The organism is Carnobacterium sp. GW821-FHT04C06 (assembly GCF_059420345.1).
Window position 1 is genome coordinate 250,750 of the sequence record NZ_JBWKTN010000003.1, and the last position, 18,823, is coordinate 269,572.

21 protein-coding genes and 1 other annotated feature are annotated in these 18,823 nt (G+C 35.9%); of the genes, 3 read left to right on the forward strand and 18 right to left on the reverse strand.

Translation table 11 applies throughout. From position 1 onward, the window contains the following. Nucleotides 1–83: 83 nt before the first annotated feature. The 8 genes from rplK to pplA all read right to left on the reverse strand — a co-directional run bounded on the left by rplK (nt 84) and on the right by pplA (nt 5,925). On the reverse strand, nt 84–509 hold the full coding sequence (rplK, locus tag AC07SW_RS06570; protein ID WP_034572199.1) for a 50S ribosomal protein L11: 426 nt from the start codon (nt 507–509) through the stop codon (nt 84–86). Between the two features lie 146 nt (nt 510–655). After that, nucleotides 656–1,534, reverse strand: a complete 879-nt coding sequence (locus AC07SW_RS06575; protein WP_463685089.1) for an alpha/beta fold hydrolase — start codon at nt 1,532–1,534, stop codon at nt 656–658. Nucleotides 1,535–1,601: 67 nt separating this feature from the next. Then, the gene (gene nusG, locus AC07SW_RS06580; RefSeq protein ID WP_034572203.1) at nt 1,602–2,150 is read right to left on the reverse strand and encodes a transcription termination/antitermination protein NusG; all 549 of its coding nucleotides are present in this window, start codon (nt 2,148–2,150) and stop codon (nt 1,602–1,604) included. Between the two features lie 156 nt (nt 2,151–2,306). Next, nucleotides 2,307–2,492, reverse strand: a complete 186-nt coding sequence (secE, locus tag AC07SW_RS06585) for a preprotein translocase subunit SecE (RefSeq protein WP_034572206.1) — start codon at nt 2,490–2,492, stop codon at nt 2,307–2,309. Between the two features lie 39 nt (nt 2,493–2,531). After that, the gene (gene rpmG / locus AC07SW_RS06590) at nt 2,532–2,684 is read right to left on the reverse strand and encodes a 50S ribosomal protein L33 (protein WP_074402359.1); all 153 of its coding nucleotides are present in this window, start codon (nt 2,682–2,684) and stop codon (nt 2,532–2,534) included. A gap of 93 nt (nt 2,685–2,777) precedes the next feature. Then, a complete protein-coding gene (gene menA, locus AC07SW_RS06595) occupies nt 2,778–3,719 on the reverse strand; it encodes a 1,4-dihydroxy-2-naphthoate polyprenyltransferase (protein WP_135022712.1) in 942 nt (313 codons plus the stop codon). Between the two features lie 26 nt (nt 3,720–3,745). Further along, a complete protein-coding gene (locus AC07SW_RS06600; protein WP_135022711.1) occupies nt 3,746–4,828 on the reverse strand; it encodes an FAD:protein FMN transferase in 1,083 nt (360 codons plus the stop codon). 161 nt (nt 4,829–4,989) lie between these two features. After that, complete coding sequence (gene pplA / locus AC07SW_RS06605; protein ID WP_119907471.1) at nt 4,990–5,925, reverse strand: extracellular electron transfer flavoprotein PplA; 936 nt, start codon at nt 5,923–5,925, stop codon at nt 4,990–4,992. 359 nt (nt 5,926–6,284) lie between these two features. On the opposite strand from pplA, the gene AC07SW_RS06610 reads away from it, so the two are divergent. The 3 genes from AC07SW_RS06610 to AC07SW_RS06620 all read left to right on the forward strand — a co-directional run bounded on the left by AC07SW_RS06610 (nt 6,285) and on the right by AC07SW_RS06620 (nt 10,007). Then, nucleotides 6,285–8,156: an FAD-dependent oxidoreductase gene (locus AC07SW_RS06610; protein WP_034572216.1), complete on the forward strand. Its 1,872-nt coding sequence runs from the start codon at nt 6,285–6,287 to the stop codon at nt 8,154–8,156. A 313-nt stretch (nt 8,157–8,469) separates the two neighbouring features. Beyond that, complete coding sequence (locus AC07SW_RS06615) at nt 8,470–9,027, forward strand: Gx transporter family protein (RefSeq protein WP_034572219.1); 558 nt, start codon at nt 8,470–8,472, stop codon at nt 9,025–9,027. Beyond that, nucleotides 9,027–10,007, forward strand: coding sequence for a polyprenyl synthetase family protein (locus AC07SW_RS06620; RefSeq protein ID WP_135017821.1), 981 nt, complete (start codon nt 9,027–9,029; stop codon nt 10,005–10,007). Before AC07SW_RS06615 ends, AC07SW_RS06620 begins: the two co-directional genes overlap by 1 nt. A 150-nt stretch (nt 10,008–10,157) precedes the next feature. Here the strand turns inward: AC07SW_RS06620 and AC07SW_RS06625 are convergent, their stop codons facing one another. The 10 genes from AC07SW_RS06625 to AC07SW_RS06670 form a co-directional block, all read right to left on the reverse strand. Then, complete coding sequence (locus tag AC07SW_RS06625; protein ID WP_034572226.1) at nt 10,158–10,748, reverse strand: sigma-70 family RNA polymerase sigma factor; 591 nt, start codon at nt 10,746–10,748, stop codon at nt 10,158–10,160. Nucleotides 10,749–10,825: 77 nt separating this feature from the next. Beyond that, nucleotides 10,826–11,353: an NYN domain-containing protein gene (locus AC07SW_RS06630; RefSeq protein WP_034572227.1), complete on the reverse strand. Its 528-nt coding sequence runs from the start codon at nt 11,351–11,353 to the stop codon at nt 10,826–10,828. A gap of 22 nt (nt 11,354–11,375) precedes the next feature. Continuing rightward, entirely contained in the window at nt 11,376–12,245 is an 870-nt protein-coding gene (gene rlmB, locus AC07SW_RS06635) for a 23S rRNA (guanosine(2251)-2'-O)-methyltransferase RlmB (protein WP_082985734.1), read from the reverse strand. After that, on the reverse strand, nt 12,235–12,654 hold the full coding sequence (locus tag AC07SW_RS06640) for a Mini-ribonuclease 3 (RefSeq protein WP_494632490.1): 420 nt from the start codon (nt 12,652–12,654) through the stop codon (nt 12,235–12,237). Before AC07SW_RS06640 ends, rlmB begins: the two co-directional genes overlap by 11 nt. Beyond that, entirely contained in the window at nt 12,647–14,062 is a 1,416-nt protein-coding gene (cysS, locus tag AC07SW_RS06645) for a cysteine--tRNA ligase (protein ID WP_494632492.1), read from the reverse strand. The genes AC07SW_RS06640 and cysS overlap by 8 nt, the downstream gene beginning before the upstream one ends. Nucleotides 14,063–14,114: 52 nt before the next feature. Next, nucleotides 14,115–14,627, reverse strand: coding sequence for a serine O-acetyltransferase EpsC (gene epsC / locus AC07SW_RS06650; protein ID WP_034572230.1), 513 nt, complete (start codon nt 14,625–14,627; stop codon nt 14,115–14,117). 66 nt (nt 14,628–14,693) lie between these two features. Next, nucleotides 14,694–14,908 (reverse strand) — a binding site (T-box leader). A 24-nt stretch (nt 14,909–14,932) separates the two neighbouring features. Next, nucleotides 14,933–16,405: a glutamate--tRNA ligase gene (gene gltX, locus AC07SW_RS06655; RefSeq protein ID WP_034572233.1), complete on the reverse strand. Its 1,473-nt coding sequence runs from the start codon at nt 16,403–16,405 to the stop codon at nt 14,933–14,935. An 84-nt stretch (nt 16,406–16,489) separates the two neighbouring features. Beyond that, nucleotides 16,490–16,969: a 2-C-methyl-D-erythritol 2,4-cyclodiphosphate synthase gene (ispF, locus tag AC07SW_RS06660; RefSeq protein ID WP_034572236.1), complete on the reverse strand. Its 480-nt coding sequence runs from the start codon at nt 16,967–16,969 to the stop codon at nt 16,490–16,492. After that, nucleotides 16,966–17,682 (reverse strand): 2-C-methyl-D-erythritol 4-phosphate cytidylyltransferase, encoded by a 717-nt coding sequence (ispD, locus tag AC07SW_RS06665; protein ID WP_034572238.1) that lies wholly within the window; start codon nt 17,680–17,682, stop codon nt 16,966–16,968. Before ispD ends, ispF begins: the two co-directional genes overlap by 4 nt. Before the next feature lie 11 nt (nt 17,683–17,693). Beyond that, a complete protein-coding gene (locus AC07SW_RS06670; RefSeq protein ID WP_034572240.1) occupies nt 17,694–18,803 on the reverse strand; it encodes a PIN/TRAM domain-containing protein in 1,110 nt (369 codons plus the stop codon). Nucleotides 18,804–18,823: the final 20 nt, after the last annotated feature.

Genomic DNA, 18,823 nt, shown 5'->3' on the forward strand with positions numbered 1-18,823 from the left:
TTATAACGGTTTTACCTCCCACTTAATCCTCAAAGCTAATAAATTAACTTATGAGTCGATACGTAAGAAGCGGTTAATGAAGATTAATCTTCGATTGTGATCCCCATGCTTCTTGCAGTACCTTCGACCATACGCATTGCAGATTCAACATTTGCAGCGTTTAAGTCAGGCATTTTTGTTTCAGCGATTTCTCTAACTTTATCGCGTTTAACTGTCGCAACTTTTTTAGTGTTTGGTTCGCCTGAACCAGATTCAATACCAGCAGCTTTTTTAAGTAAAACAGCAGCAGGTGGTGTTTTTGTAATAAATGTAAATGAACGATCTTCATATACAGAGATTACTACTGGAATGATTAGTCCAGCTTGATCAGCAGTACGAGCATTGAATTCTTTACAGAATCCCATGATGTTTACTTGTGCTTGACCTAATGCAGGTCCTACCGGTGGAGCTGGATTTGCTTTTCCTGCAGGAATTTGCAATTTAACTAATTTAACAACTTTTTTAGCCACGAGACATACCTCCTTGATTGAGTCCGTGATGTGGTTAATGGGGTTAATATTTCCCCTCCCACTTTCTTACATACGTAAAACGTACCTACATACTATATCAAATTCATTTGTGTTTTTCAACCTTTAAATTATTTTTTTTACGGTGTTTATTCTGACCATAAAAATTCGGCAACTGCCTTGTCAACGCCTGTATTTTCATGAAGCAGACTGTGGCTCGCTTTTATACCTGTAAATACCATTTCTCGGTAATCCGTCACTTGCGATTGATAAATGAATTTGGCTGACAATGCACTTGCAACTGAAACAGAGCCATCACTTTTCGTGCCATTTTCCTTATCACCAGCAATCGTCAAAACGGCTAGTTTGGATGGGATTTTTTCTTTTAAAGTATCGAAATTGGCAAAGCGCTCTGTCTGCATTTTGGGGCCGTTCTCTGTCAGGTCATAATCAGTTATGCCGTCTTCTCCAATTTCAAGACCGTTGATTGGCGCTGCAATTAGAACTAGTTTTTCTACCTCAGGATAAGCACCGTTTATCCCAACTGCCGTCACATAATTAGTTAATGCCACACCACCCATTGAATGTCCCACTGCGTTCACCTTTTCAATTCCATATTTTGTTTTTAAGGACTGCATTAATTCTTGTAGCCACCAACTTTGATTTTCTTCTGTACTTTTATTGTCCGCAAACAATATTTGAATCATTAGATTTTTTTCTTTTTTATTAAATTCTCCTTCATAAGTGATTTCTCCGTCACTTGTGATTGTTGCTATTAAAGAAGGAGTTGCTACTTTTTCTTTAGTCAGTCGCTTAATCATTCCACCGAATGAATTTTTGGTACCACTGTACCCATGAACAAAGATGGTAGGAATTGATTCGGATACCGTTTCTTTTTTTGCAACTTTTGCTCGTTCATTCTTTTGGGGCAATTTAGGTTGGCCTGTTGTGTCATTCCACTTTGAATAGAAAATAATGCTTCCAATTAAAATCATAAATACAAACAGAATTAAGCTTATTTTTTTCATAATGACCCTCCTTTTACAAATAGATAGAAAAAAAGTCCCTTTATTAAAAGGAACTTTCTTTATTCGTTTATAATTTGTCGATTTGTTCAAAATCAAGTTCGGTACTTGTTTCACGACCAAACATATCTACGTTTACTTTTAATTTAGCGCGTTCCATGTCAATTTCAGTAATTTTACCCATCAATCCACTAAATGCACCTTCAATGATTGTGACTGTATCGCCCACTTCAAAGTCGATTTCTTGATGACGCGTGCTGATACCTAGACGACGTAAAATAACTTCAATTTCTTCTTTTAATAGTGGAGCGGGTTTACTACCTGCACCATGGGAACCAACGAATCCTGTTACTCCAGGAGTATTACGAACGACATACCATGAATCATCAGACATAATCATTTCTACAAGGACGTATCCAGGGAACGTTTTTTTCATGTTGATTTTTTCTTTCCCATTTTTTGTTTCTGTTTCTTCTTCTTCAGGAACTACTACGCGGAAAATGTAATCGTTCATTCCCATACTTGTTGCACGAGATTCGATGTTTGTTTTCACTTTATTTTCGTAACCAGAATACGTGTGTAAGACGTACCAATTTTTTTCTAATTCTACTGTTTCCACGATGAACACTCCTAAATTTTTATTTTTAATTTCATGGTATTATACCGATCATTTTAAATTCATACAAAAAAACCTTCAATATTATAAAGAAGGTTTCTTATCGCTTGTTTGTACAGTAAGTATACCATTACTACAGCATACTCGCTAGTAATTTAATTATTTTTTTAGAAATAAATCTAAAATTGATGTAATGCCATAATCAACAACCATAAAGAAGATTACAAAGAAAAATACAGTGCCGATAACAGTCATCATTGATTTTCTTAGTTCTTTTTTTGTTGGCCAAGTCACTTCATGCATTTCACGTTTAACGCTACCGAAATAGCCGAATAATTTCCCCATCTTTATACCTCCGAACGTTTAGTTTCATTTAAAAATAGTTTATTTTGTTTCACGATGTAATGTGTGTTGATTACAATATTTACAGAACTTTTTGATTTCTAGACGCTCTGTGCGATTGCCTTCATTTACTTTTTTAGCGTAATTTCTTGAACCGCATACTGAACATGCTAATGCTGTTTTCTTACTAGTCATTTTTCCACCATACTTTCTTTATGACCGATACTTATCATCTTATAATTTAACATTCCTTGTAAAATGTGTCAAATCAACTTTTATTATTTTTATTTAAAATAACAAACTAAGGGATAAAAATAACACTTGAGAACCATTTACTAGAATTAAATTTTTAATCGAGATGACGAAGGTTTCAGATTTCACTTGTTTTTTGCTAAAAATAGCTAGATTCTTTTTAACTGGAATAAAGCTGACTAATGCGCCTAGCATAATTGGATGATAGACACCGAAAATAACCGCTACAATAATCGCTACGTAAGAAAAATAAATTAAAAAATCAAAAAGCTGAACCGCTAACTTTCTTCCTAAATAAAACGGCAGTGTGTAACGATGATTCGAAATATCCTCTTCTAAATCGCAAATATTGTTTGCTAGCATAATATTCGCAATCGTAAATACGGATGGCAATGACACCAGCAATACCGTCACTATTTCTAAATAATTACCACTTAAGATAAATTGATTATTTGGTAAAAATTCAAAAGCCAAAAGTGTGCCTTCTGTCAAATTGACATACACAGATATGAAAAAGATTCCAAACCCCATTGTCACTCCTGAGAACAGCTCTCCTAAAGGCATTCTTGACAGTGGGACAGGTCCAAAAGTGTAGAACACACCGATAAAGAAACAAATTCCGCCCATCAATAAGACTAAAATATCTGTGCGCCAAGTCAAAATAATCCCTAAGACAGCTGCAACCAACAACATCACCCATATCAACATGCGAACTAACTTTTCGGGTATTTTTTCTTGTCCAATCACATTAACGTTATCTTTATAACCTGCATTTTTCGCTTTTTGATAATCCATAAAATTATTGATTGCAGTCGTCGTCATATCAAATATCAACATTCCTGCAAAAAATAACAACGTATTAATTAGATTAAATTGCTTAAAATACACACTAGCAAATAATGTTCCTAGTAAAAATGGAAATAAACTTGCTAATTTTGTTTGAATCTCTACTAATTTTAAAAATGTTTTGAAGGACATAGATTTTCTCCCGTTCCTTTATTTTCTTATTTCAATGTGTCTCGTTTTCCTACCGTATAGCTGTCACTTGTTAATTTAAATACGCCATCTAATCCTTTTGAAAGATAGATTTTATTTTCTTTCGTCACAAAAATAGCTTCAACACCGTCTAACTTATCGACAAATTCTAAACCGCCTTTAACACCTTTTGAAAAGACAGCGGTTGATAACCCATCGCCATCAATTGATTTTTTTGAAACAATTGAAACACCTGCAATATCATTATCAAATGGGTAACCCGTTGTACCGTCCATTAAATGATCGTATTTTTTCCCGTCTGTTGGGTCTTCATAGAAACGTTCATAGATACCGGATGTTACAATCGAACGATTGCTTTCTGGAATGGTTCCAATCGTTGTGCCTCGTGTTTCATTTGGATCTTGAATTCCGACATTCCAGTCTGCATCTGCTTTTCTTGGGCTGTGTCCTAAAACAAAAATATTTCCACCTAAATCGACAATTGCAGTGTCAACATCGTTTGCCTTTAAGACTTTCACTACTTCATCCGTAATATAACCTTTTGCAATAGCACCTAAATCCAATTGCATACCTTTTTCAGGTAAATAAACTGTTTTGTCTTTATCATTAAAAACAACTTTTTTGTAATCAATTAATGGTAGGACGGCATCAATTTCATTTTGTGCTGGTTTTCGAGCATCTGGAAAACCAATTCGCCAAAGATCCGTTAATGAACCAATCGTCATATCAAATCCGCCCTCTGACGTCTTGCTATAATGATAGGCTTCTTTTAATAAGTAATAGATGTCATCTGTTACCTTCACAGGAGCAACTCCCGCTTGATCGTTGATTTCATCAATTTCAGAGCCTTTTTCATTCACTGTAATTTTAGCAGCTAGTTCTTTTACTCGGTCAAATGATTTCTCTAAAACGTCTTCCTTGCCTTCGTTGTATATTTTTACATTGACAACTGTTCCCATTAAAAACTGTGTATCTGAATAAGGATCTTTAAGAATTGCAGCTTTTTTTTCTTCTTTTCCATCTCCACAACCTGCCAATCCGATTACTAAAACGAAGAAAAAGCTCATTAAAAGTAAGTGTTTGTTTTTCATCTTCATAATTGCCCCTTGTCTATCAGTCTCTATTTATCTTTTTCATTATAGTAGTGGCGCTATTATTTTACAAGTTTATCTACTAGCTAATTTCATAAGAAAAGGCCTTAGAGTGATCAATCCCCTAAGACCTTCAACTTTCATTCAATTAGTCGTTAGACTTATTTTTTTTCAGACATTACGATGTTATCTACAACGATTTTGTCTTGGCTTCCTTTTTCAGCAGCGTTGATTAATTGTGCTGCCCATAATTTGAAGCTTTCTGATGAGTGAGTTGCGCCACTTACGACTTCAACTTCACCTGGATTTTGTTTTTCAACTAATCCTTTGTTTAAAGCTGGGAAGTAATCTGCTGGTCCAACTTTAGCAATCTTAGACATGTTTTCTTGGTATTCTTTGTTTTCTGATTTTAATTCACCTTTATCGTTTGTACCATCGTATTTAGATTCAGTGATTTTGCCACCAGCAACTACCATTTCAAATGTTTCTGTCCAGCCGTTTGAAGCATTTTTAGTTTCTAATGAATACGTACCATCTTTAAGATCCGCATTGTTGTCAATTTCAATTTTATCAGTTTTACCAGCTTGAGCTGCTTGAACTAATTGTTGTGCGTAGTTTTTGAACGCTTCTGATGAGTGAGTTGCGCCACTTACAACGTCAACTGATGCTGCATCTTGAGCTTTAACTAATTCTTCGTTTAAAGCTGGAATGTAGTCAGCAGGCCCAATTTTTTCTTTTGTTTTTTCAGACATTGCTTTTTGGTAAGCTTTATCTTCAGATTTTTTCTTGCCATCTTTATCTAAATAATCGTAATCAGATTTAGTAATTTTACCATCTTTAACAGTCATGCTGAAGTTTACTTTCCAGCCTTTATCGTCAAAGTTTTTTTCTTCAAGAGTGTAGGTACCGTCTTTTAACTCGCCACCAGCTGTTTTAACCATTTCTTTTGACTCTTTTTTAGAAGAATCTTTAGCTACTTCACTTGTTTTGCTATCTGAGCTGTCTTTTTTAGTGTCGTTTCCGCCACCACAAGCTGCTAATACAAAAGTTGAAGCTAAAACCAATGACCCAATTGTCATTACTTTTTTGAATTCCATAATAAAATTCCCACCTTATCCTTTTTAGTTTACTTAAGGCAATTTGTAAACGCTATATGTTATATTGTTCACAATGTCCGTAAGTACCTATTAACATCATACTCACTTTTTGATTTTTTGTCTATTTATTTCATCACGTTTTTAATTAGAATTTTATTATAATATTCGTTTTTCGTTCAAATTTGAACAATAGTTCACAAACTTTTTTAGATAACGAAAGTTTTATCTTTTATAACGAGATAATCATAGACTTAATTTATTAAATCTTGTATAATTAGTAAGGTTGTGAACCATTTAACTATAATTTATAGTTGCTATTATTATTTCTTAAAAATAACTATCTCAAAGGAGTGGAAAAAATGCCCGAAAAGAATATTGTTGTTATCGGCGCAGGTTATGCTGGAGTAGCTGCTACTAAAAAGCTAGCGAAAAAGTACAAAAAGAACAAAGATGTTACGATTACCTTGATCGACCGTCACTCATACCACACTATGATGACTGAATTACATGAAATAGCTGGTGCTCGTGTTGAGCCTAATGCTGTTCAATATGACTTACAACGTCTATTTTGTCGTTTGAAAAATGTTAAATTAGTAACAGATAATGTTACTGACATTAATCACGATACAAAAGTTGTTACAACTGAGCAAGGTTCATACAGCTATGATTACCTAGTATTAGGTATGGGTGGCGAGCCTAATGACTTTGGAACTCCTGGTGTTAAAGATTTCGGCTTCACTTTATGGTCATGGGAAGATGCAATGAAATTACGTACTCATATCGAAGAAACAGTAGCTAAAGCTGCTAAAATTCGTGATGAAGCAACACGTAAAGCCATGTTAACTTTCACTGTTTGTGGTTCTGGATTTACTGGGATTGAAATGGTCGGAGAATTGCTAGAATGGAAAGAACGTCTTGCAAAAGACAATAAAATTTCAGCTGAAGAAATTACATTATATGTAGTTGAAGCTGCACCAACCATTTTAAATATGTTAGATCGTAATGATGCTGGTAAAGCAGAACGTTACATGACTAAAAAAGGCATTAAAATTTTAACTGACTCACCTATTGTTGAAGTGAAAGAAGATCACATCTTATTAAAATCAGGCGAAAGCATCCCAACTCACACATTGATTTGGACTGCTGGTGTTAGAGCAAACTCTGATACTGCTGAATTTGGTATGGAAGCAGCTCGCGCTGGACGTTTAGTTGCCAATCAATATATGGAAGCAAAAGATTTAAAAGACGTTTACGTTATTGGCGATCTAGTGTACTTTGAAGAGTTTGAAAATACTCCAACACCACAAATCGTTCAAGCTGCTGAATGTACAGCTCATACTGCAGCTGCTAACATCATTGCTGAAATTGACGGTACTGAAAAACATGAATACAAAGGAAATTATCAAGGATTCATGGTATCAATCGGTAGCCGTTATGGCGTTGCTTGTTTATTTGAAAAAATTCACTTAAGTGGTTTCTTAGCTATCTTAATGAAACACATTGTTAACTTGAAATATTTCTTTGATATTCGTTCAGGATACTATGCATTCCAATATATTATGCATGAATTCTTCCACATTAAAGACAAACGTAATATCTTCCGTGGTCATTTATCTCGTTATGGTAACGTGCTATGGAGTGTTCCACTGCGCGTATTCTACGGTAGTATGTGGCTCCTTGAAGCTGGTAAGAAAACCTTTGGATGGTTTGGTGGAGAATCATGGTTTGGCGATTCAGTAAAACTGCCATTTGCTTGGTTGCAAGAAGCTACGAGTGGTGCATCTGAAGCTGCCGGTGGCGCTGCTGATGCTGTTGTTGAAACTGCAAAACCTGTATTCGGTTTTAGTTATGCATATGGCGAAGAACCTATGATGGTCTTTGAGAAAGCTCCTAAATGGTTTGAATGGATGATGGAAAAAATGATTCCAACTCCTGAAGTTGCATTATTCTTCCAAAAAGCTATGACAATCATTGAGTTATTAATTGCACTTGCTATTATTGCAGGTCTATTCACTTGGTTAAGCAATGCTGCTACAATTGCATTAGTAATCAGCTTCGCATTATCAGGTATGTTCTACTGGGTAAATATTTGGTTTATTTTCGCCGCTATTGCATTAATGAATGGTTCTGGTCGTGCCTTTGGTTTAGATTATTATGTGATTCCATGGGTACAAAAAGTCGCTGGAAAATGGTGGTATGGTACACCTAAATCCTTATACGACGGAAAATAAGTCATTAATTAATGGTTTAAGGCAGATGAAAAATGCTGCCTTAACCATTCTTTTTTTTACAAAATCAACTAAAAAAATAGGAGAGAGAAAAGAAATGTATTTTTTTAATACCATAAAAAAAACTTTTCATCATTTTCTTTTTTGCCTCTTGTTCTTTTTTATTTGCACCAAACTACTATGGAACTAAAATCATTTTGCTTTCATTCATTAACAACGAAAAATGAACTCTGTCTGTTATCACCCTGCAGATAGAAACCACAAGAGCGATTTGATAAACTAAAAGATGACTGTTCATTAAAGGAGGAAAAGCGAGATGACTCGAAATCAAAAGATTGTTTATATTGCTTTACTAGCCGCACAAGGAGTTGTAATTGGGCTTATCGAACGCAGCATTCCCTTTCCATTTGCTTTTGCTCCTGGAGCAAAACTTGGCTTAGCAAACTTAATTACAATTATTTCTATTTTTACATTGCCAGTTAAAGACAGCTTTACGGTTGTCTGGATGCGACTTTTACTGACCACATTATTAGGTGGAACCTTATCGACATTCATGTATAGTTGCGCAGGTGCGTTATTGAGTTACGTTGGCATGCTAGCAGTAAAACAATTGGGACCAAAACGCGTAAGTATTATTGGAATCAGTGCGACTGGTGGCATTTTACATAACGTGGGTCAACTGATGATCGCCAGTTGGATTGCTCAAACTTGGACAGTCATGCTCTATTTGCCTGTATTGGCCTTTTTAGGTATCTTATCTGGTATTGCCATTGGCATTGCAGCAAATTATTTAATAGAACATGTCCAAACATTACGCGATTTTAAAGCGATGTATCATCCATTTTCTGACCATCACATGAAAGGAGAATCGTAATGAAGATTCATCCACTATGGGAAGCTTACCCTGAACTTAAATCAGAATTAGAAGCGACCGTAAATTTAATGGAAAACAGCATCACAATCCGAAATAAAGATATTGAAAAAACAATTATTGAATTGATTCATTCCGGCGGCAAGCTACTTCGACCTGCCTACACCATTTTATTTTCAAAATTTGGATCTAAGCCAGATTCAGAAAAAATTCAAGCCGTGGCTGCCGCACTGGAAATCTTACACATGGCGACATTAATCCATGATGATGTTGTTGATGATTCTCCCCTTCGACGTGGCACACCTACCATTCAAGCTAAGTATCGTAAAGACGTTGCTGTCTACGCAGGTGACTATTTATTTACCGTCTGCTTTAAATTATTATCAAAATATTCAAGTTCAATCGAAAGTATTCAAATCGATACTAGAGGTATGGAACGTATTTTGATGGGCGAGCTGGATCAAATGCATTTGCGGTACAATCAGAAAATCACGATGAGACAATATCTAACACAAATATCGGGTAAAACAGCTCAACTTTTTGCTTTAAGTTGTTTTTCTGGCGCGTTAGAAGGTGGTTCTACTGAAAAGTTTGCTCGTTCTTGTTATTATATAGGCAGCCATATTGGCATGGCTTTTCAAATTATGGATGACATTCTTGATTACTCGCAATCAGCTGAAATATTTGGCAAACCTGTTTTAGAAGATGTACGACAAGGTGTTTATAGCGCTCCATTGATTTTTGCACTTCGTAAAAACCCTAAAGCTTTTGCTCCTTATCTTTCAAAAAAAGCGGATATGACCAATGAAGACATCCAAACCGTTCACCAACTTGTAGTAACCCTTGGTGGTGTATCTCAAGCACAAGAACTCGCTGAAAAATATACACGTAAAGCTTTAAAGGGCATTGATAAACTTCCTGATATCCCTGAAAAAGAACAAATTAGCGAGATTACTAAAAGTCTTCTAAGCCGACATTTATAAGTCTATGACTCTATAAAAAATAAAAATATCTTGATGAAATTCAGAAAAACTGAAAATCCTCAAGATATTTTTTCATATATATGGGAATCGTACTAGTCACGTTTTAGTGTTGGAAAGATATTTTTAAAGTAGACGAAACTATTCTTTTGATTATCCATCAAAACTTTTTCGTAATTTTTGCCGACATCGATCTAATGCATTTCGTACTTTCAATACCTCACAATCAAGATTTTTTGCGATCTTCTCTAATTCTAGGTTTGCTAAATAGCCATTAAACACTTGTCGTTCAAATGAAGAAAGTGTGTCATAATAAGCTGTCACATTTTCACTTATCATCATCTTATCGTATGCTGTCACTTGTTCTTCTTGGTTGGCTATGTACTTGGGTGCATGATTATTTTCCAACATTTCATCTAAAGAATCAGATAGCCGATCTGCTCCTCTTTTTTTAGCATTTTCTTTACGAATCAAACTAAATAAATGATGCTTTAAATTAAGTTTATAAAAATTCCCAAATGTATGACCCTTACCTTCCACAAATTGCTGAATGGCTTTAAAAAATACCATTCGTGCTTCTTGTAAATAATCCTCTTCTTCTAAGTATTTAAAATAGTACATGTTGCTTAGCTTTTTTGTTAATGGTAAATAACGGAGGAACAATTGCTCAAATTCTTCTGTCTGACCTCTTTTTATTGCTACAATCAGTTCCCCATCACTCTTTCGTTCATTGTTACTGTTCATTTGAATGCCCCCTTTTAATTCAACACTAGAAGGGAACGATTACATATTATTAATAGAAAATAACGTTTCGTTAACAATCACTCTTTTTTAGAAAGATTTTCACGCAACTCTTCTAGCGTTGTTAGTTGTTGGGAATCCCAAGGTGTATTGCGACGCATTGTTTTAGAATGAAAACTTACAGTTTCTGCTTTAATTGCTTGTTTGGCACGTTTTAAATCACGATAAAGTTCATTGGCTGATTTTCGGAGCGCGCCTTTAGAAAAGACAAGCCATTGTTCTGCCATATCGCTTGTTGCTACTGTTACTTGGGTCAATCGATTATTTTTTTCTTCAACAATACGTTCAATATAACTATCCGCAGTTTCTCCTTCTTTCGTGAAAATAACCGTGACTAAATATTTTTGAAAGGATGTTTGGATTCCAGGAACAAATTGTGCATCAAATACGACAAGAATTTCAATACCCTCGTAACGTTGGTAATTGGATAATTGATGGAGCAATTGATCTCTGGCTTCTTCCATCTCATCTTGGTTTTTCAGCTTTACAAGCTCTGGCCAAGCGCCAATCATATTGTAACCATCCACAATCATTAATTCTTTTTTCATACGTGATGCACCTCCTTGTTAGTTAGATTTGATTGCGACCGCGGTAAACTTCATACATCAATAGGCTGGTTGCAACACTTGCATTTAAACTTTGAACATGACCTACCATTGGAATCGTAACAATACCGTCCATTTGTTCTTTAACTAAGCGCGAAATTCCTTTTCCTTCATTACCAATTACTAAAGCAATTGGTAATGTTGTTTCCCATTTACGGTAATCAACACCTGCCATATCGGTTCCGTAAAGCCACACACCGCGTTCTTTCAGTTCTTTGATTGTTTGTACCAAGTTCGTAACGCGAGCAACGGGGACGTGTTCAATGGCCCCTGTAGAAGCTTTTGCCACTGTAGCTGTCAATCCAACCGCTCGACGTTTAGGAATAATGATTCCGTGAGCACCACTAGCATCTGCTGTTCTCATGATTGAACCTAAATTATGTGGATCTTCTACTCCATCTAATAAAATAAAGAATGGATCTTCGTTTTTTAAAGCGGCAGCAGCAAAGAGATCATCCAGTGTCGCATATGGAAAAGCGGCAGCAGCAATAACAACGCCCTGATGATTTACACCATCGACTAGATTGTCTAATTTACTTTTAGGAACTAATTGAATTTGGGCGTTGCGTTTTTTAGCAAGACTCATAATTTCATTCATTTTAGATCCCGTCAAACCTTCTTGTAAAAAGACTTTATTGATATCACGTTCTGATTTCAAAACTTCAATTGCTGGCATTCTGCCTGCTACTAAATCACGCTCTTCTTCTGTTTCTTCAATTTCAGCCACGTGTTTTGGTTCGCTTTTTTTGAACGTTCGTTGCGGTTTGTTATTTGATTTAGGACGGCGATTCTGTTGTGTTACTTTTTTACCAAAATTATTACGCTCATTTGCCATGTTGATCTTCCTCCACTTTCTTAATACACCATTGAATCAATTCTTCCATTCGTTCGGTTTGCTTTTCTAAGTGTAAATAGCCCATCAAAGACTCAAAACCTGTCGCTACTCGATAAGTAGTGATATCAACATTTTTAGCAGATGTATGACTTTTTCCATTCCGTCCACGTTTATACATTAATAGTTCCGTTTCTGAAAGCAAGCCTTCTTCTGCTAACATTTCTTTCATTAAATAATTTTGCGCTTTTGCTGAAACAAATCTTGTTGCAGCATTGTGTAGCTGATTCGGTCTTGTTTGACCTTGGTTTACTAAATAATCGCGTATATAGATTTCGTAGATGGCATCACCCACATAAGCTAAAGCTAAACCATTTAATAAACCCCAGTCTTTTTCATTCGTTTTATCCACGTCTCCATCTAGCTCCTTGTGGGGTATCATCGATAATGATGCCCTCGTTTTTTAATAAATCTCTAATTTCGTCGCTACGAGCAAAGTTTTTAGCTGCTCTGGCTTCTGTGCGTTCCAATAATAAGGCTTCAATATGGTCATCTAATAGCTGAGTTTCTTCTTCTAAAATGATACCAAACACACTCAGTAATTCTTTTAACATTCCTAACATCGCTTCTACGACTGCTTTCGAAACTTCTTTTTGTTCACTGTAAATGTTCATCATTTTAGCTAATTCATAGACCACCGTAATGCCATTTGCTGCATTGAAATCGTCATCCATTTCCACGATAAATTGTTCTTTAATTGTCGTTAATTTATCAAAAAAAGATGGATCTGTTGGCAACTCTAAAACAGAGTCACTTAAACGGTAATGTAGGTTTTCATAAGCTGTTTTTAATTTTGCTAAATTGACTTTTGCTTCTTCAATGGCTGTTCCACTATAGGCAATTGGGCGACGATAATGAGTGGTTGCCATAAAGAAGCGTAGAATCTGTGGGTCTACTTCTTTTATCATATCATGGACTAAAACAAAGTTGCCTAATGATTTACTCATTTTTTCATCTTCGGCACCAATTGTGACAAATCCGTTGTGCATCCAGTAATTTGCAAAGGGATGTCCTGTTTTCGCTTCACTTTGTGCAATTTCATTTTCATGATGAGGAAATTCTAAGTCTTGTCCGCCACCATGAATGTCAATCGTATCACCTAAATATTTTGTTGCCATTACCGAGCATTCGATATGCCATCCTGGACGTCCTTGTCCCCAAGGTGATTCCCAGCTGATTTCATCGGCTTTAGCTGATTTCCACAAGGCGAAATCAATTGGATCTTCTTTGCGTTCATTTTCGCTAGATTCCAAACGATTGCTTGCTCCGATTTCTAATTCATCAATCGTTTTATTGCTTAATTTTCCATAATTTTTGAATTTACGTGTACGGTAATAAATATCTCCTGCTGATTCATACGCGTATCCTTTTTCGATTAAAGTTTCAATAAATTGGATAATGTCTGGCATATTTTCCATTACCCGTGGATTTGACGTTGCTTTTTCCACACCTAACGCAGAGGTATCTTCATAGAAGGCAGAAATAAATTTATCTGCTACTTCTGGTGCTGTAATGCTTAATTCTTTGGCTGCTTTAATAATTTTATCGTCAACATCTGTAAAATTCGATACAAAATTCACTTCGTAGTCACGAAATTCTAAATAGCGACGAACCGTGTCAAAAGCAACTGTACTTCTAGCATTTCCAATATGAATGTAATTGTATACGGTGGGACCGCAAACGTACATTTTAACCTTCCCAGCTTCTAATGGGACAAATTCTTCTTTTTTTCTAGTTAATGTGTTGTAAATTTTTAACATTCTTCTCACTCCGATCTTTTTAGTGAACTGATTTAAGTAATCTCACTAGTCGCTAGCCTCTTTTAACTACTTTCGCTGGAATTCCCACAGCCGTTGTGTTGGCTGGAATGTCCTTTAAGACAACTGCTGACGCACCAATTTTAGCGTTTTTTCCAATTGTAATTGGACCTAATATTTGTGCATTTGCCGACAGCAATACGCCATTTTCAATCGTTGGATGGCGTTTGCCTTTATCTTTCCCAGTTCCACCCAATGTTACTCCATGAAAAATAATTACGTCATCTCCAATAATCGTAGTTTCTCCAATTACTATTCCCATTCCATGATCGATAAAAAGTCTTTTTCCAATTGTTGCTCCTGGATGAATCTCAATTCCAGTCAAAAATCTGGCAAATTGAGCAACTATTTTAGCTAACAAAAAGAGATGTTTTTGGTAAAGAAAATGAGCCATTCGATAAAATAAGAGTGCATGGAAACCAGGATAGGTTAATAAAATTTCCAAATTGCTTTTGACTGAAGGGTCATTTTGTTTAACTACCGCAAAATATTCTCTTATGGTTCTCATCCTCCGCTCCCCTCCTTTTGAAAGTCTTTCTCTAAGTAAAGTAAAAAAAAGCGCCTTTTAATCAACTTAAAAGACGCTTTTGCGTGGTTCCACTTTTTTTTATAGGCACTTCAAAAAGTTCCTACCTCAGACACATTAACGGATGTGAACCGACAATTGTCTACTTGATTCGACAATGTAACTCCGAGACGCATTTCAATTAGGTTGGAACGTCTGTTTGCACCGATTCAGACTCTCTTTAGAACCAACATTAATTTACTTCTTCTCATCACTGTTTTAACTATTAATTTAGTATTATAGTCTGTTTAAGCTAAATTTGCAATAGCTGCTTCTAAATGAGCTTTTGCTTTAGCACGACCTAATAATTCAATTGTTTCACCAAGTTCTGGACCATGTGATTGACCTGTTACAGCTACACGAATTGGCATAAACAGGTTCTTTCCTTTAATCCCAGTTTCTTTTTGAACAGTTTTAATACCAGCTTTAATGCTAGCAACATCAAACGTTTCAATTTCATCCAACACTTTGTGGAAGGCTTCCAAAACAACTGGTACCGTTTCGCCAGCTAATACGTCTTTGGCTACGTCATCTAACTCAGGGACGTCACTAAAGAATAGGCTAGAAAGTTCAACAATTTCAGCACCATAACTCATTTGTTCGTGATATAAGCTAACTAATTGACGCACCCACTCAATTTTTTCAGGAGTTGGATTTTCTTCAACTAAGCCAGCTTTGATTAAATGAATTAATGACAAGTCTGTCAATGTATCTAAATCAGTTGCTTTAACGTATTGATTGTTAATCCATTCTAATTTTTTAGCGTCGAAAGCTGCTGGAGATTTGCTTAAACGTTCTGGATCAAACATTTTGATAAATTCTTCTTTACTAAAGATTTCATCTTCTCCAACTGGTGACCAACCAAGTAACGTAATAAAGTTAAACATCGCTTCTGGCACATAGCCTAAATCACGGTATTGTTCAATAAATTGTAAAATACTTCCATCACGTTTGCTTAATTTTTTCCCTGTTTCGCTGTTAATGATCAAGGTCATATGACCAAATGTTGGAGGAGTCCAACCGAATGCTTCATAAATCATTAATTGTTTGGGTGTATTTGCAATATGGTCATCTCCACGTAACACATGGCTAATTTCCATGTAATGGTCATCAACTGCTACAGCAAAATTGTAAGTCGGTACGCCATCACGTTTAACAATAACAAAATCGCCACCAACACTACCTGATTCAAAGCTAATTGGACCTTTTACTAAATCATCAAAACTATACGTTGTATTTTGTGGTACACGGAAACGAATAACAGGTTTTAAACCAGCTGCTTCTTTTTCTGCTTGTTGTGCAGGTGTTAAATTAGCGCATTTCCCAGCATAATGAGGCATTTCACTACGAGCTCTTTGAGCGTCACGTTCTGCTTCTAATTCATCTTCTGTACAGTAGCACTTATAGGCGCGATTACTCAATAGTAACTGTTCTACTAATGGATCATAAATGTCGCCACGTTCTGATTGACGGTACGGGCCATAGTTGCCTGGATTTGAAGGACCTTCATCCCAGTCCATGCCTAACCATGTTAAATTGTCTAACTGACTAGATTCCCCATCTGCAATATTTCTTTTGGCGTCAGTGTCCTCGATTCTTAAAATAAAATCTCCACCATTGTGACGCGCAAACAAGTAATTAAATAATGCTGTACGAGCATTTCCAATGTGTAAATGTCCCGTTGGGCTTGGTGCGTAACGTACACGGATTTTCTTAGTCATAATTGTTTCCTCTTTTCTTATTTTTAGGTTGTTGACTTGCCTTCATTTAAAAAGCCAAGCAACTCCCTTATTGACTTAAACTAATTATACCTTTTTCTCTAATAAACAAACAGCCATAGCGGCTATTCCTTCTTTACGACCAATAAATCCCATCTTCTCAGAAGTAGTCGCCTTGATGTTAATCCTTGTCATTACTGTTTGACAATCATCGGCAATATGCATTTTCATTGTTTCGAGATAAGGTTGCATTTTAGGACGTTCCGCTACAATTGTAGCATCTATGTTCCCTAATGAATAGCCTTCTTTACTTAATATATCCCAAACTTCTCTCAGTAAAAATCGTGAATCACAGTTTTTATACTGTTCATCTGTATCTGGGAAGAAATGACCGATGTCACCTTTTCCAGCTGCACCTAATAGCGCATCAATAATGGCGTGCAACAACACATCGGCATCTGAATGTCCTAGCAGACCTAATTCATAAGGAAGCTTGACGCCACCAATAATACACTCTCTTCCAGATACTAATTGATGAACATCATAGCCTTGTCCGATTCGCATCATGATTTTCTACCGTCCTTATCTTCTGTTCTTCGCTTCAAAAGTACTGCTTCACCAATCAACATATCTTCTGGGGTTGTTAATTTGATGTTATCATAATCTCCTGTCACTACAGCCACTTTCCCTCCGTAATGTTCCACTAAAGAAGCATCATCCGTTCCAAAGAATCCTTCTATTTTAGCATTTTGATGCGCAGATTTGATTGTTTTAATTAAAAAACCTTGTGGTGTTTGAACTTGCCAAAGTGATTCTCTTGGAATTGTTTTTTCTACAACCTGATTGTGCACACATTTTATCGTATCCTTTACAGGTACCGCAACAATTGCCGCATTTGTTTGTGTCATTTTATTAACAAGTTCATCAACAACCTTTTGTTCAATAAACGGTCTTGCTCCGTCGTGAATTAAAACAAATCCCTCTTGATTTTTTAAAGTTGCCAATCCATTATACACGCTATCTTGTCTTTCCATTCCGCCAACTACAATCGTAATTGGCGTTTTTGTTGAACCAAATTTTTCACTGATTAATTTTTCTAATAACAATTGCTCGTTTTTTTCGACAACTAATACGATATGCAGACATTTCTCATCTTGCAGAAAAGTTTCTAAGCTATACTCGATTACAGGTCGATCAAGTATACACAGTAAGATTTTATTCGTAGAAGCCACCATCCGCCTACTTTGACCAGCTGCTAGTAAAATTAGCTCATAGTCCATTGCGACCGCTCCTATTCTTTATCTTTGATTCCTCTTTGTGCGTGAACAGGTTTAGCAAAAATCATTCGTCCAGCAGCTGTTTGAAGAGCACTTGTTACAACCACTTCAATCGCTTTATTCATATAAAATTGACCATCTTCAACAACAATCATAGTCCCATCATCTAAATAAGCTACCCCTTGGTTCCGCTCAGTTCCTGCTTTTACAACCATCACATTCATCGTTTCTCCTGGAATAACGACTGGCTTCACAGCATTTGCTAACTCATTGATATTAAGCACAGGAACATTCTGAAACTCGCTAACTTTATTCAAATTAAAATCATTCGTTACTACAACGCCATCTAGTAATTTTGCTAATTTGATTAACTTACTATCTACTTCTGTAATATCTTCAAAGTCTCCATCGTACATTTCAACGTTCATATCTGACTCTTTTTGCAATGCATTTAAAATATCTAAACCACGGCGCCCTCTCACTCGTTTTAAGCTATCAGCAGAATCTGCGATATATTGCAATTCTTGTAGCACAAAATTGGGAATGAGCAGTGTCCCTTCAATAAATCCTGTTTTGGCGATGTCATAGATACGTCCGTCAATAATGACGCTAGTATCCAAGATTTTATACTTACGATAACTCTCATCATATTTACGTTCTAACATTTGACCTTCATCGTCTGAATTTTTCTTAGGTTTGGATTGAAATAATTTACGCCACTCTTCACGTCTTGTTGTTCCAATTCGGTACCCTAGATATGCAAAAATCACATAAACTAAAATTGGCAATGTACTGCTTAAAACTGGCCATTTTAACCCAATCAAAGGCATCGTCACTAAAAAGGCTACTAATAAACCGATAATCGTTCCGATACTACCAAATAGCAAATAACTTGCACTTAGCTGATTTAAATACGCTTCTGCTTTTTTCACACCACGTTCAATATACTTCACGAGAACAACTGAAATTAGTAAAAATATAATGGCTCCAAACAAAATATTCGTGACAGTATTATTAAGTAACACATTTGTTACATTGAATAGATTCCAGACATCTGGTAGAAAACTTGCTCCGATACTTCCCCCAATAATGACTAGAATCGTTGTTATGATTTTTTTTGTCAAAGAAATTCCTCCTCTATTTA

Excerpts from the sequence above, each read along its gene's own strand:
- ispF (WP_034572236.1), bottom strand. The coding sequence starts at position 16,969 with ATGATGCGAATCGGACAAGGCTATGATGTTCATCAATTAGTATCTGGA.
- pplA (WP_119907471.1), bottom strand. The coding sequence starts at position 5,925 with ATGGAATTCAAAAAAGTAATGACAATTGGGTCATTGGTTTTAGCTTCA.
- menA (WP_135022712.1), bottom strand. The coding sequence starts at position 3,719 with ATGTCCTTCAAAACATTTTTAAAATTAGTAGAGATTCAAACAAAATTA.
- cysS (WP_494632492.1), bottom strand. The coding sequence starts at position 14,062 with ATGTTAAAAATTTACAACACATTAACTAGAAAAAAAGAAGAATTTGTC.
- gltX (WP_034572233.1), bottom strand. The coding sequence starts at position 16,405 with ATGACTAAGAAAATCCGTGTACGTTACGCACCAAGCCCAACGGGACAT.
- AC07SW_RS06625 (WP_034572226.1), bottom strand. The coding sequence starts at position 10,748 with ATGAACAGTAACAATGAACGAAAGAGTGATGGGGAACTGATTGTAGCA.
- AC07SW_RS06610 (WP_034572216.1), top strand. The coding sequence starts at position 6,285 with ATGCCCGAAAAGAATATTGTTGTTATCGGCGCAGGTTATGCTGGAGTA.
- ispD (WP_034572238.1), bottom strand. The coding sequence starts at position 17,682 with ATGGACTATGAGCTAATTTTACTAGCAGCTGGTCAAAGTAGGCGGATG.
- secE (WP_034572206.1), bottom strand. The coding sequence starts at position 2,492 with ATGGGGAAATTATTCGGCTATTTCGGTAGCGTTAAACGTGAAATGCAT.
- AC07SW_RS06575 (WP_463685089.1), bottom strand. The coding sequence starts at position 1,534 with ATGAAAAAAATAAGCTTAATTCTGTTTGTATTTATGATTTTAATTGGA.
- AC07SW_RS06630 (WP_034572227.1), bottom strand. The coding sequence starts at position 11,353 with ATGAAAAAAGAATTAATGATTGTGGATGGTTACAATATGATTGGCGCT.
- rlmB (WP_082985734.1), bottom strand. The coding sequence starts at position 12,245 with ATGGCAAATGAGCGTAATAATTTTGGTAAAAAAGTAACACAACAGAAT.
- rpmG (WP_074402359.1), bottom strand. The coding sequence starts at position 2,684 with ATGACTAGTAAGAAAACAGCATTAGCATGTTCAGTATGCGGTTCAAGA.
- AC07SW_RS06620 (WP_135017821.1), top strand. The coding sequence starts at position 9,027 with ATGAAGATTCATCCACTATGGGAAGCTTACCCTGAACTTAAATCAGAA.
- epsC (WP_034572230.1), bottom strand. The coding sequence starts at position 14,627 with ATGAGAACCATAAGAGAATATTTTGCGGTAGTTAAACAAAATGACCCT.
- AC07SW_RS06615 (WP_034572219.1), top strand. The coding sequence starts at position 8,470 with ATGACTCGAAATCAAAAGATTGTTTATATTGCTTTACTAGCCGCACAA.
- AC07SW_RS06600 (WP_135022711.1), bottom strand. The coding sequence starts at position 4,828 with ATGAAAAACAAACACTTACTTTTAATGAGCTTTTTCTTCGTTTTAGTA.